The following is a 13,215-nucleotide window of genomic DNA, read 5'->3' on the forward strand; positions in this document are numbered from 1 at the left end:
GCTACCCCAACATAAACGCTTTGTCTATGCAGCCAATTCGCACATTTAACGTTTCCCCGTCTCTGCCGGCAATTCTCGAACCCCTACGCAAGCTTGCCTACAACTTGCACTGGGACTGGAACGTTGATACCAAAGACCTTTTCCGCCGGCTCGATCGAGATCTCTGGGATTCCAGCAATCAAAACCCGGTGCTGATGCTCGGAACCATTTCTCAAGAGCGACTGCAAGAAATGGCAGAAGATGAAGGCTTCATTGCTCAAATGAACCGAGCAGCCCAGCAGTTAGACGATTATCTCAAAAATCGGGCCTGGTACCGCAAACAGCGCGGCACCGATCGCCAGGAATGCTACGCTTACTTTTCGATGGAATTCGGCTTAGTGAAAGCCCTACCCATCTATTCCGGCGGTTTGGGCGTGCTCGCAGGCGACCACCTCAAATCTGCTAGCGACTTGGGCTTGCCCTTGGCTGGCGTAGGCTTGCTGTATCAAGAAGGCTATTTTTCGCAATATCTCAACGCCGATGGCTGGCAGCAAGAACGCTATCCGCTGAACGATTTCTACAATATGCCGCTGCACCTAGAACGCAATCCCGACGGTTCGGAATTGCGGATTGAGGTGGACTATCCCGGCCGCAAGGTATACGCCCGGATTTGGCGGGTACAGGTGGGCACGGTGCCCCTGTACCTAATGGATACAAATATTGAACCTAACAGCCGCTACGACCAAGATATTACCGACCAACTCTACGGCGGTGACAAAACTCTGCGGATGCACCAAGAAATCATGTTGGGCATCGGCGGAGTGAAAATGCTCAAGGCTTTGGGCTTGACAGTTACGGCTTATCACATGAATGAAGGCCACGCGGCTTTCATGGCTTTGGAACGCATACGGATGCTGATGGAGGAACATCACCTGAGTTTCTTGGAAGCGGAACAGGTGGTGATTTCGAGCAGTATGTTTACGACTCACACGCCTGTACCTGCTGGGTTTGACTTGTTCGAGCCGGATATGGTGATGCACTATCTGGGTCAGTATCCCAAGATGTTTGGCTTGTCGCAAGATGAGTTCCTGGGATTGGGCCGGGAGAATACTAAAGATTTGTCCGGGCCTCTGAATATGGCAATTTTGGCAATTAAAATGTCGAGTTTTGTCAACGGGGTGGCGGCTTTGCACGGTGTCGTGTCGCGCCCGATGTTCCAAGGGTTGTGGCCGGGTTTGCCTGAGGAAGAGGTGCCGATTACTTCGATTACCAACGGGGTTCACGCTCGCAGTTGTGTGGCGAAGTCTACTCAGGAGTTGTACGATCGCTATCTTGGCCCGGATTGGGAAATGACTCGCAAGGACGATCGACTCTGGGATCGGATGTCGTCGATTCCTGATGAGGAATTGTGGCGGAATCACGAACGCTGTCGATCGGAGTTGGTGGTGTTTGCGCGGGAGTGGCTGCAAAAGACTCTGCGCGAGCGCGGGGCGGCTCAAACGGAAATTGAACACGCTCGGGAAGCTCTCGATCCGAAGGTGCTGACGATCGGGTTTGCACGCCGTTTTGCTACTTACAAGCGGGCGACGCTGTTTTTGCGCGATGTCGATCGCATTATGCGGATCATGCGTGACAAAAACCGCCCCGTGCAGTTTGTGATTGCTGGGAAAGCTCACCCGATGGATATTCCGGGTAAGGAATTGATTCGGGATATCGTTCATTTCATCCGCGAGCACGAAACTATCAGTTCGATGGTGTTTCTGCCGAATTACGACATTAACGTGGCTCGGATGATGGTGTCCGGTTGCGATGTGTGGCTGAATACGCCGCGCCGTCCCCGTGAGGCTTCTGGTACTTCCGGGATGAAAGCTTCGATGAATGGTTTGCCAAACCTCAGCATTCTTGACGGTTGGTGGGATGAGGCGGATTATGTTCGCACTGGTTGGCCGATCGGACATGGCGAGTTTTACGAAGATACTAAGTATCAGGATGAAGTCGAGGCGAATGCTTTGTACGACTTGATGGAAAAGGAAGTTGTACCGCTGTTTTACAACCGGGATGCTGATGGTATTCCCCGCGGTTGGACGGCGAAAATGAAGGATTCTATTGCTTTGAACTGTCCTTTCTTCAATACGGCTCGGATGGTGAAGGATTACGCGCGGCGGGCTTATTTCCCCGTGAGCGATCGCTATCACACGATGACTTCTGACGGATGCGCTCCGGCTAAGGAGTTGTCTCAGTGGAAGAAGCACCTTCTCGGGAAGTGGCACGACATTAAGATTGAGGCTGTTGATATTTCCCAGGATAAGGAAGTTAAGGTCAATCAGTCGATCGCTGTTAAATCTCGAATCAATCTGATGGGATTGACACCTGCGGACGTACAAGTCGAACTTTATCAAGGTTCGGTTGATGCTAACGGCGAGATTGTTGGTGGCGTGCCAATGGTAATGGAGTATTTGGGAGAAGATCCTCACAATGCTAGCCTTTATACGGCTGACATTACTTATACTTCTAGCGGTTTGCAAGGTTTGTCGCTGCGGGTTTTGCCGAAGCACGATAATCTCAGCAGTCCTTATGAAGTTGGTGTGATTCTCTGGGCACATTAAACAGTTGACAGTTGACAGTTGACAGTTGACATTTGTGATGGTCAATGCGCGATTGTGCTATTTTTCGGGAGCATCTCAGTTTTGCATTTACAGTGCGAGCTGTCGCGAGTTCGCGACAGCTCGCACTACCATAAAAAATGCTTCTTGCAAAACTGAGATACTCCCTCAGGTTCGTAGTGAGGACTTTAGTCCGCAGGGAGCATCTCTGTTTTGCATTTAATAGTGCGAGCTTAAGAGCTCGCGTATTATACGATACGCGAGCTCTTAAGCTCGCACTATAAGAAAAAATGCTTTTTACAAAAATGAGATGCTCCCTATTCTTATTGAAGTTGGGGAATGACTATGTAGCCGGTTGCGCGATCGCCCAAAACCAAATTCCGCTCGATTCCCCAGTACCACCAGTGAGCGCCGATATAAGCGCACAGCAAGGCATCTAGCTTGTCTTCCAAGGCTTTAAGGGTAGCGATACTGGTGGGGATATCGCTCACAGGCAAGATGCCTATGCCACAGTTCACAGGCAAGATGTCTGTGCCACAAGACAGATTGAGACTTGGTTCAAGGCTCGGTAAAATATCGATAATATACTGGCAGAGTTTCATCAATTCTAATTGACGCTCTGCCAGTTTTCCTTTTTTGTATTTGATGATTCTATCTAATTTAAATAAGTTGATTGTGGCTGGATGGGGAAAGACTTCTATTTGATATCTGCCTAGTTTCTTAGCTTCAATAGTTGGTGAGTGGACAAATCCTCGGGCTTCTAAACAAAGGCCAAATTCGACTGTTTTTTGGGCGAAGGGGCGAGAAAGATTGGCGGGATAGCAGCCTGCGTGGTAGCGCCCGAAGTGTTTGTGGGTGAGTTTGTCAGCGTCGCGCATTCCCGTTGGATTGGCGATGATTGTGGGTGCGTCTACGGCGATGATGGCTGGTTCGGTTGGGGAGATTTGGCGATCGATCCAGGTGAGGATGTCGTTGAGGGATTGTTGGCGATCGCACTCGATGAATTGCAATCGATTGTTTTCCCAATTCAAACAGCACAAACCGCTTGCTCCTGAACTCCAACCTAAGTCTATGCCGATAAATTTCATACTTGTTTAAATTAGTCCTGGACGCGCGCTGAGATTAGAAACCCGGTTTCCTCGTATATTTCTCGTTCCTGTCCGCAAAATCTCGTAGAAACCGGGTTTCTTACCCCCATGTGTCAGCCGTGATAATTATACATAAAAATCTAGCTGCGGATTAGGATACGGCAGTGCCGCTTTCCTACAGATGCTTGTGTGCGAGAGATAATTGCACCATCAAAAATATGATACAATGATAGATATAAAATTGGATAGGAGAAATATAGTATGTTGGCAGAAACAGAAAAACGCTACTATACTCCAGAGGAATATTTAGCTTTAGACGAAGCTGCGGAATACAAAAGCGAATATCTAGATGGAGAAATATTACCGATGACTGGTGGAACAGCTAATCACAATAAAATTGCGCTGAATTTTTGCCGCATATTTCCCTTGACTGTAAGCGGGCAAAATTACGAGATTTTTATCAATGATATGCGGTTGTGGATACCGCGTTATCGTCTGTACACTTATCCAGATGTGATGGTGATTCAGGGTGAACCGGTTTATCAGGGAACTAACACCACGACTGTGACAAATCCCTTGCTAATTGTTGAGGTTTTGTCGAAATCTACTAAAGATTATGACAGAGGGGAGAAGTTTCTTTATTATCGATCGATTCCTGAACTTCGGGAATATATTTTAATTGACCAATACAAATATCATGTCGAACAATTGACTAAGACTGCTGATGATAAATGGCTATTTACTGAGTATGAGTCAGAAGATTCTGTATTAGCAATGGACTCGGTTGAGTTCCAAATTAGCTTGACGGATATTTACGATCGCATAAATTTTGAAGTCGCAGCAGAATAGACTTGTTGCACAATCGTTTTGCAGCAAGGACTTCAGCCATCGATCTGCTGAATTCGGGCGATCGCACAAACTGCACTTAATTTTTCTCCGGCTTTTCATCGGATGGCGGGGGCTGTTTTTGTTTTTGACGTTCTCTCACAGCTTGTTCTAAAAGGAATGCTGATAAGCCGCTGATTGAGCGCCGTTCTTCATCTGCCCACTCTTGGAGTAGGTCGTAAATTCCTTCTGCTATTGAGGTTGATACACGTTTAGCCATTAGAAATTCAGTATTTTTTTATTGGCGTTGCTTAATCAGGGTATGAAAAAAATAAGTTAAAAATCCCCAAGCTTTGTCGATACTGGTTTCTATGACTGGCATATTTAGCCTTTCATACCGTATTTAGGACGATCGTCATTGTCGAGTATTTTAGACGATTCTGTCGAATATGCAGCATTATGCTGCTTTTGCACAGCACTATGCGCCCGATCGCGCATGAATCAGCAATAAAAAACTTCAGTCCTCAGTTTGTTTGAGAGAGCGATCGATCGCCCAAACTCAACTTAACTCTTCTCCTGCTTCTCATCCGATGGCGGGGGCTGTTGTTTCATTTCCTTTTGACGTTCTCTGGCTGCTTGCTCCAAAATGAATGCTGACAAGCTGCTGACTGAACGGCGTTCTTGACTTGCCCACTCTTCAAGGATGTCATAGATTCCATCGGCTAAATAGGTCGCTAAGCGTTTGGTCATAAGATATTCACTATTTTTTAGTTTAAACCGATCGCAATTGTGCTGTATCTAGACCACTTTGTCGAATATAGCTCATTTAAAGCATTTATATGTGCTATATCCATGCTATAATCTCAACAAGTCAAAAGCCAGCGTCATCCCTAGGAAAGTTCGTCGCTGGCTTATGGCCCCTAATAAACAAGGAGGCAATCTCTATGGTACGACCTGAAAGCGACGAGAGTGAATATACTCGCGGCTATCAACAAGCTTTGGATGACTTTAGCGTGACGCAACTGCTGTCGCGCATCCGCAGCTACTAGGATGAGGATTTCGAGGCCGATCGCGCGTGTATGACTCAGCCAGAGCTCGAAAGCTTGGCGGTGTTTCTGATTCTGCGCGTCGGGGCGAATTTGAACGGAAGTGCGTAGGCGCAAGCCGGGGCGTAGCCATCGCCCGTTATCTCAACTCTCTCAGAAAAGCCAATTCTCCGACAATTGCCGATCGTCCCGCGATCGAACTCAACTTAAATTCGCGAGGGAAAACACCGGAAGAGTCAAAGGAGGGCGATCGGCTATCATAATACCTAGATACTGTAAAAAAACGATGGCTGCCAAAGACCGATTTCATGATGCTGTTAAACAAGCTCTCTTGAAGGAGCAGTGGGTAATTACGGCAGATCCGCTGATCCTCAAGATAGATAAGGTGAAGTTTGAGATTGATTTAGCAGCAGAAAAAGTCTTTGCCGCTGAAAAGGCTGGACAAAAGATTGCTGTTGAAATCAAAAGTTTTTTGAATCCATCAGCGGTGACAGACTTTCATTCAGCGTTAGGACAGTTTTTGAACTACCGCTTAGGATTGCAAATGAACGAACCAGACAGAACTCTATATCTGGCAATTCCTCTCGATATATTTGAATCCTTTTTTCAAGAACGATTCACTCAGGAAGCTGTCAGACAGTATCAAGTGAAGTTAATCGTCTACGAACCAGTGCAGGAGGTAATCATCGAATGGAAAGAATAGAGGAGTACCGCCAATTTATCCGCCAGTTACTAACCACTCATGCCACAGTCGATCCCAATTCAGATTTGGATGTTGAATGTCAGTTGGTGTTCGATACAGAACAAGATCATTACCAAATTTTAGACGTTGGCTGGGAGGGATACAAGCGGATTTATAACTGTTTCATTCACTTAGATATCAAGGATGGTAAAATCTGGATTCAACGCAATATGACAGAAGCCGATTTAGGACAAGAATTAGTTGAGATGGGAGTACCCAAAGAGGATATTATTTTAGGGTTGCATCCACCGTACAAGCGTCCATATACTGGCTATGGAGTTGCTTAGAAAATGCGTAAGGTTCCCCAGAAAAACCTGTTGAAATCGCAATACGGTTTACTTAATGCTTTTTTGTCATTGCGAACGTCCACGCGCGGCAATCGCAGCGTCTATTTTTCACCTCGTTTTTCCAACGGACTGTCTTAACTGACACACTCTAAAAGTTAATTTAACTGTCTAACCATTAGCATCGAGACTATTTTGGCATCCAATCAACCAGCCCCGACTTTATTTAGACGGTTTAGAAGGTTCGGGACTTATAATTAACAATTGATCGCCGGATTGACTTTGTTGAATTGCCATCACTGGCGGGCGTGCTTTAGGGTCTTTTTGCTGTTCTGTTGTTAAAGCCGGAAACAGATAAATCCAGTTTCCTCTCTCCAAAAGCAACCGCCAAACTCTAGGTTCTTTGGGATTATTGATATCAGTATAATCTCTTTTGCTCAAATCTGCAAATAGACCTGCATCGCCGATCGCCTTAAATCCTTTGGGGGCTAATCGGAGTGTTGGATCGTCGAGTTTTCTGCCTAAAGCAATGTTGTCTTGCTTAGCGATTAAAGCAACGGCGGGTAAAGATGAATTTTCCCCCGCATCGCCTCGGGCATCGGCAATACCTTGGTAGCGAGCAGACCAAAACAACATTACTAATACCAAACTAACGATAATAATTTCGTTAACCAGCGATCGTACCAATTTAATCGAGTTAAATCGATTGATATTAAATTGCTGCCAAGACATCAGTGGGTGATAAAACCACGAAATTCTTGTTACACGAGCCGACGAAGAAAACCTTATAATTGTCCAATTGACTATAGCAGAAATTTTTCTATTTACAATATCAAATACCCACAAAGTGTGGTAAATTGCTAGAGCTGTTAGCAGAAGTGCGAGTAAACTTTTGAGTATCGTCCAGGGGTCAGCTAAAAAAACCTGAATCGGTACTATGAAAAACGATTCTACTGGTAAATCAAGGGTCATTACCTCTAGCTGAAAGTAGTAAAAATAAGACCAGCGATAAATCCAGCCTGTGAAAAACAAAGCTGTACCAAGCAAGCCAACAATACTGGCAAAGTTACCTAAAATATTCGGTTCTGGAGTCAGCGGGGAAGTCGGTTGGGGAGTAGGTTGAGGAGTCGGTTGGGGATTCGGCTGGGGATTCGGGGGATTCGGGGGAGTAGGTTGGGGAGTAGGTTGAGGAGTAGGTTGAGGAGTAGGTTGAGGAGTAGGTTGGGGAGAAGCGGTCACACAATCACCTTCACAAAATGGCGTTGCTTAATCAGGGTATGAAAAAAATAAGTTAAAAATCCCCAAGCTTTGTCGATACTGGTTTCTATGACTGGCATATTTAGCCTTTCATACCGTATGTACTGAATCACCTTCTAGAGAGGTGAAATACAATTTTATAACGGTAGCGGAGTTAACGCTTACCATTGAAGGGGGTTTAGGGAGATTATGAAACGCAACACACTTTCATTTCTAGTTGTAGGATTTTTTACAGTAACAGCGGGTATGGCAGCACAAGTCAATGCCGCCAGCCAACCACAGAATTTGCTATCCATACAAGCACAAGCTAACGTTAGCCAGGCCGTACCAGTAACTTTACGGACGCAAGCGCAAATTGTGATGAAAGGAGGTGAAAAAAGAGATGGTCGAGTTGTAAAAATTGATCAGAAAGGGCAAAAATTATGGATACAGGCATCCGGGGAACAGCGATCTCTCCCCTTGAACCAAATTGAGAAAATCATGTTTCCCCAAAGTACGCCCCCGCCTAGGAGTAATCGGGGGCCTCGTTATCGGCATGGGATTTTGCCTCAAGCCAAAGCCATATGGAATGGCATTCCCATGAGTGCTTTTGAGATGAAAGATGCTATTAAAGGTCAAGCTGTGGTGAAATTGAGTTCGCCTGTCGTTGATCGGGCGCAATTGCAGTACATACGAAAAAACAAGCGATTTTTCGTTGATGAAATGCGATTTAATGTGCAGAAAAAGACTATGACAATTGTAGTGACTCCTTATTGAGTCCGTCGGGGGTCAGAAACCGGGTTTTTTACGAAAATATTTCGTTGTAGCCCGCAGATTCGATAAAAACCCGGTTTCTTTCGGTAGGAGTGCGTCCAGTTTTAGCTTGGGCTGAGGAACGAAACCCAACTTGTTCGATTTAGAGAGTTGGGTTTCGCGAAGCTCAAAATTTGGGCATGGACGAAAATACACTGCTGTTTGCTGACAGCCAATTCAATATTCGCGATGCCGCCTTATTAGGATTGCAAAACACCAGACTCCTCACCTTAAGCGCGTGTCAAACTGCTATGCAAGCAAATTCTAACGGTGAAGAAATATCGGGAGTTGCCTATGTATTTGAGCGTGCGGGTGCACGAGCTGTGATGGCGAGTTTGTGGAGTGTTGATGATGCAGCTACTAAAGATTTGATGGTTCAGTTTTATCAAAATATTAATAAGGGGATGAGTAAAAATGATGCTTTGCGGCAAGCTAAGTTGAGTCAGATTAGTCGCCATCCGTTTTATTGGTCGCCGTTTATTTTAATTGGTGATGCGCGGTAGTTGAAATTCGGCGATGGTTGAAATTGGGTTGAAACCTGGCGGTTGAAACCCGGCGGTTGGAAACCGCGTCTACACAAACAAAACCCGCCTTCGGGGGTTGAAGAGTAGACAGTTAAAATTACATGATCTTCAGTCCGCTTGGCATGGACATCGCATAAAATCTTATATAGCCTTTCTCAAAAAGATGGATGATGTATAACTGACAGCTTACATAACCCTTAAACTAAGAGGGCTAAAGCCCAACAACGTACCTCATCTTTCTGATAACCGTTATATTTGGCATCCAAAAAATGCGATCGCACAACGAATCGCCCAAACCGGCCCAACTAAATTTATACACCCAAGACGGCAAATACAACACAACGTATACGGTTTGCCACAATGCCTGAATCGATCGCACGCCCTACATTAGGAAGAGTAAAGAAAAGCAGTCCAAAGCTGTAGCAGTACAAGCCTCACCGATGCAACCGTCCCCCAACAGGTTCGGTAAATACACCTTCATCGCAAGGTCTAACCGCCCGCAGTATAGAGATAAGCACCCTATCGAAGACTGTTGTATTAAAGCAGAGCTGACTACCCGTAAACCGCGAAGTAGAATCGCAGTTCTGAATAACCAGACTATCACACAGATAGAAAACCAAAATTTTGTAGAGATTGGAGCCGGAACACCCCTATGGGAAAAGTAGTTGGAATTGACTTAGGTACGACAAACTCCTGCGTCGCAGTTATGGAAGGCGGCAAACCCACCGTCATAGCCAACGCCGAAGGGGGTCGCACCACACCTTCCGTAGTAGCATATGCTAAAAATGGCGATCAACTCGTCGGACAAATCGCCAAGCGTCAAGCCGTGATGAACGCCGAAAACACCTTTTACTCAGTAAAACGGTTTATCGGGCGTCGGGTTGACGAAGTAACCCACGAAACCACAGAAGTTTCCTACAAAGTCCTGAAAGTTGGGAACAGCCTCAAACTAGACTGTCCCGCCCGCGGCAAGCAATTTGCTCCCGAAGAAATTTCCGCGCAAGTGTTGCGTAAACTCGTAGAAGATGCCAGCAAATACCTCGGTGAAACTGTTACCCAAGCGGTAATTACCGTGCCCGCTTACTTCAACGATTCCCAGCGCCAAGCTACTAAAGACGCGGGAAAAATTGCCGGTATTGAAGTTCTGCGGATTATTAACGAACCTACAGCAGCAGCTTTAGCCTACGGATTAGATAAAAAGAGCAACGAAACCATCCTCGTATTTGACTTGGGTGGCGGTACTTTCGACGTATCGATTCTCGAAGTCGGCGACGGCGTATTTGAAGTGCTAGCAACTTCTGGAGACACTCACCTCGGTGGTGACGACTTCGACAAAAAAATTGTTGATTTCATCGCCGGAGAATTCCAAAGAGCCGAAGGAATTGACCTCCGCAAAGATAAACAAGCACTGCAACGCCTGACGGAAGCAGCCGAAAAAGCCAAGATTGAACTTTCGAGCGTTACCCAAGCAGAAATCAACTTGCCGTTTATTACCGCAACTCAAGACGGGCCAAAACACTTGGACACCACCTTGACTCGGGGCAAGTTTGAAGAGCTTTGTTCTGATTTGATCGATCGCTCTCGCATTCCCGTAGAAAACGCAATCCGCGACGCCAAACTCGACAAATCAGCAATTAATGAAGTTGTCTTAGTTGGCGGTTCTACACGCATTCCAGCCGTGCAAGAACTCGTCAAAAAAATCCTCGGCAAAGACCCCAACCAAACGGTAAACCCGGATGAAGTGGTCGCAGTCGGTGCCGCAATTCAAGCAGGCGTGCTCGCAGGCGAAGTCAAAGACATCCTGTTGCTCGACGTTACCCCGCTGTCTCTCGGCGTGGAAACCTTGGGCGGCGTGATGACCAAAATCATTCCCCGCAACACCACAATTCCTACCAAGAAGTCGGAAACTTTCTCGACTGCTGTAGATGGCCAAACAAACGTGGAAATTCACGTTTTGCAAGGCGAACGGGAAATGGCAAACGATAACAAAGATTTGGGAACTTTCCGTTTAGATGGAGTTCCCCCAGCTCCCCGTGGCGTACCTCAAATTGAAGTTACATTTGATATCGATGCTAACGGTATTTTGAATGTAGCTGCTAAGGATAAAGGTACTGGTAAGGAACAATCTATCAGCATTACCGGTGCTTCTACTTTGCCTAGCAATGAAGTCGATCGCATGGTTCGGGAAGCCGAATCGAATGCGGCTGCTGACAAAGAACGTCGCGAACGGATCGATCGCAAAAACCAAGCCGATTCTCAAGCCTACCAAATCGAGAAGCAGTTGGCAGAATTGGGCGATAAAGTTCCTGCTGATGACAAAACCAAGATTGAAGGCTTGCTAAAAGACTTGCGGGCTGCGATCGAGAGTGAAGATGACGATCGGATCAAAACCTTGACAACAGAGTTGCAGCAAGCATTCTACGCAGTCAGCAGCAACCTTTACCAGCAAGCAGGCGGCCCCACTGACGGCCCTGGTGGCCCTGGAGACGGCGGCCCGACTGGCGGCGGCGACGACGTGATTGACGCCGACTTCACCGAAGGCAACAAATAGTAGGCTAAACTAACAGCCAGCAGCTAGAAGCAAGAAACCCGGTTTTGAATAGAGACCGGGTTTCTCTGTATGATAAAAGTTAACACCTTCATGATTCGGCGATTGAAATCGCTTCTACAAAAACGAAGTCCGCCTCCGCGGACTAAGAAATAAAGTCAGGAGTAATCTAAATGTCTCGTCCTCCTATACAAAATTCCTCCGCAAACACTCCCAACAAATCTCAGGCTGCATCCTTGCGCCGACTCCGCCGCATCAGCCATTTACTCGACAACGCAATTCCGATTCCCGGCACAAAATACCGCATCGGACTCGATCCAATATTAGGATTGATACCGGGTGGCGGCGATTTAGTTGGTTCAATTTTTGCAGGTTATGTTGTTTTCAAATCCGCTCAAATGGGAGTGCCACAAGAGACTTTAGTAAAGATGGCGGCTAACATCGTATTTGATACAGTTGCTGGCACTGTACCAGTTGCCGGAGACTTGTTAGATGTTGCTTGGAAAGCTAATATCAAAAATATCGAATTGCTGGATGCTCATTTAGGTTCGCCTGAACCGGCTGGAAAAAAAGCTGATTGGTTGTTTGTGGTGGCTTTGCTGTTGGGTTTGACGTTGATTGTTGGTAGTGTAATTTTCTTGAGCGTGATGTTTTTTGGGTGGGTGTTTAAAGCTTTGACTGGCGGTTGATGTTGAGTTTTGGGGTAGGGAAACAGCATTGCTGTGTCCTTTTTAGGACTTCGCACGGGGTTCAGAAACCGAGTTTTTCCGAGCATACTCATTGCAGTCCCAGATATGGTCAAAAACCCGGTTTCTTCGTAGCAGCGCGTTAGTTATGTCTGAATTTCTGAATAATTTTAGGGTAAAAGTAAGAGACTCGCGATCGCGGGCAACAACTTACTGCAAGCTTCGACCAATGTTGCCGCACTCGGTAAACCAGCAAGAATACCTTTCAGCATTGTCATGGCTGTTTCCCCCGCCTCTTGCATTGTGCTTTCTTGGGGATTTTTCCCTACTTCTGCCAAGGATTTTACCTGTTTCAAGGCCACAGCTTTATTCTTATCAGATAAATTAGTATCAGCCTCGATCGCTGTTTGTAACTCAGTCAACAATTCTTTGATTCCCGGCTTGTCACTTTGAGGAGAGGCTGGTAGCTGGCCGATCGTGTTGGTAACTATACCGCTGATCTCGCCTATGTTCAATGTTGACCCAGTAACGTCTCCCCCAACATTGATATTTTTGCTGCTACTGTCAGTCATAGATTTACTCTTTGATGTAGATTTTACTTCATTATTATTATAGATTATTAATTCTTTTTGTGCTAAAGCCATATTAAGTTTTCTTAAATATAAGATTTGTTCGCTATAGTCTTGGATTTTACTGTTTTTAATAGCGATTTCTTGGCAACAGCCTTGAATTTCCTTGTCTTTAACAGCGATTTCTAATTTATGTCTTTGCATTAATTCTCTAATTTTTGCTTCACACTTTTGTTTCAGCCGAGCCAGTTCTTCCTCATTTGACATAAACT

Annotated in this window: 14 protein-coding genes; 9 read left to right on the plus strand and 5 right to left on the minus strand. The window is 45.9% G+C overall.

The features are described from left to right. Positions 1 to 26 precede the first annotated feature (26 nt). Entirely contained in the window at positions 27 to 2,585 is a 2,559-nt protein-coding gene (gene glgP, locus JGK16_RS26385) for an alpha-glucan family phosphorylase (protein WP_293182217.1), read from the plus strand. Between the two features lie 320 nt (positions 2,586 to 2,905). Here glgP and JGK16_RS26390 read toward each other — a convergent pair whose 3' ends face one another. Then, positions 2,906 to 3,670, minus strand: a complete 765-nt coding sequence (locus JGK16_RS26390; protein ID WP_293193144.1) for a DUF429 domain-containing protein — start codon at positions 3,668 to 3,670, stop codon at positions 2,906 to 2,908. A 261-nt stretch (positions 3,671 to 3,931) separates the two neighbouring features. Between JGK16_RS26390 and JGK16_RS26395 the strand changes: the two genes are divergently transcribed. Next, positions 3,932 to 4,519 carry a Uma2 family endonuclease gene (locus JGK16_RS26395; RefSeq protein WP_293182098.1) on the plus strand — a complete coding sequence of 196 codons (588 nt, stop codon included), beginning with the start codon at positions 3,932 to 3,934 and terminating at the stop codon, positions 4,517 to 4,519. A gap of 76 nt (positions 4,520 to 4,595) precedes the next feature. Here JGK16_RS26395 and JGK16_RS26400 read toward each other — a convergent pair whose 3' ends face one another. Continuing rightward, positions 4,596 to 4,775, minus strand: a complete 180-nt coding sequence (locus tag JGK16_RS26400) for a hypothetical protein (RefSeq protein ID WP_293182100.1) — start codon at positions 4,773 to 4,775, stop codon at positions 4,596 to 4,598. Between the two features lie 284 nt (positions 4,776 to 5,059). Then, a complete protein-coding gene (locus JGK16_RS26405; RefSeq protein ID WP_293182102.1) occupies positions 5,060 to 5,245 on the minus strand; it encodes a hypothetical protein in 186 nt (61 codons plus the stop codon). A gap of 325 nt (positions 5,246 to 5,570) precedes the next feature. On the opposite strand from JGK16_RS26405, the gene JGK16_RS26410 reads away from it, so the two are divergent. From JGK16_RS26410 to JGK16_RS26420, 3 genes are read left to right on the plus strand one after another with little or no spacing between them, the layout of a single operon-like run. Continuing rightward, positions 5,571 to 5,804 carry a hypothetical protein gene (locus tag JGK16_RS26410; protein WP_293193146.1) on the plus strand — a complete coding sequence of 78 codons (234 nt, stop codon included), beginning with the start codon at positions 5,571 to 5,573 and terminating at the stop codon, positions 5,802 to 5,804. Between the two features lie 23 nt (positions 5,805 to 5,827). After that, complete coding sequence (locus JGK16_RS26415) at positions 5,828 to 6,244, plus strand: XisH family protein (protein WP_293182106.1); 417 nt, start codon at positions 5,828 to 5,830, stop codon at positions 6,242 to 6,244. Further along, entirely contained in the window at positions 6,232 to 6,570 is a 339-nt protein-coding gene (locus JGK16_RS26420; protein ID WP_293193148.1) for a XisI protein, read from the plus strand. The genes JGK16_RS26415 and JGK16_RS26420 overlap by 13 nt, the downstream gene beginning before the upstream one ends. A gap of 219 nt (positions 6,571 to 6,789) precedes the next feature. Here the strand turns inward: JGK16_RS26420 and JGK16_RS26425 are convergent, their stop codons facing one another. Further along, positions 6,790 to 7,806, minus strand: a complete 1,017-nt coding sequence (locus JGK16_RS26425; protein ID WP_293193149.1) for a hypothetical protein — start codon at positions 7,804 to 7,806, stop codon at positions 6,790 to 6,792. Between the two features lie 207 nt (positions 7,807 to 8,013). On the opposite strand from JGK16_RS26425, the gene JGK16_RS26430 reads away from it, so the two are divergent. The 4 genes from JGK16_RS26430 to JGK16_RS26445 all read left to right on the plus strand — a co-directional run bounded on the left by JGK16_RS26430 (position 8,014) and on the right by JGK16_RS26445 (position 12,377). Next, complete coding sequence (locus JGK16_RS26430) at positions 8,014 to 8,580, plus strand: hypothetical protein (protein WP_293182114.1); 567 nt, start codon at positions 8,014 to 8,016, stop codon at positions 8,578 to 8,580. Between the two features lie 176 nt (positions 8,581 to 8,756). Beyond that, complete coding sequence (locus JGK16_RS26435) at positions 8,757 to 9,119, plus strand: CHAT domain-containing protein (protein ID WP_293182116.1); 363 nt, start codon at positions 8,757 to 8,759, stop codon at positions 9,117 to 9,119. Between the two features lie 673 nt (positions 9,120 to 9,792). Then, on the plus strand, positions 9,793 to 11,691 hold the full coding sequence (gene dnaK, locus JGK16_RS26440) for a molecular chaperone DnaK (RefSeq protein ID WP_293182118.1): 1,899 nt from the start codon (positions 9,793 to 9,795) through the stop codon (positions 11,689 to 11,691). 170 nt (positions 11,692 to 11,861) lie between these two features. Then, positions 11,862 to 12,377, plus strand: coding sequence for a DUF4112 domain-containing protein (locus tag JGK16_RS26445; protein ID WP_293182120.1), 516 nt, complete (start codon positions 11,862 to 11,864; stop codon positions 12,375 to 12,377). 167 nt (positions 12,378 to 12,544) lie between these two features. Here the strand turns inward: JGK16_RS26445 and JGK16_RS26450 are convergent, their stop codons facing one another. Beyond that, positions 12,545 to 13,210, minus strand: coding sequence for a hypothetical protein (locus JGK16_RS26450; RefSeq protein ID WP_293193150.1), 666 nt, complete (start codon positions 13,208 to 13,210; stop codon positions 12,545 to 12,547). Positions 13,211 to 13,215: the final 5 nt, after the last annotated feature.

It is taken from the genome of Microcoleus sp. PH2017_09_SFU_O_A (assembly GCF_020738625.1).
Lineage (GTDB): Bacteria > Cyanobacteriota > Cyanobacteriia > Cyanobacteriales > Microcoleaceae > Microcoleus.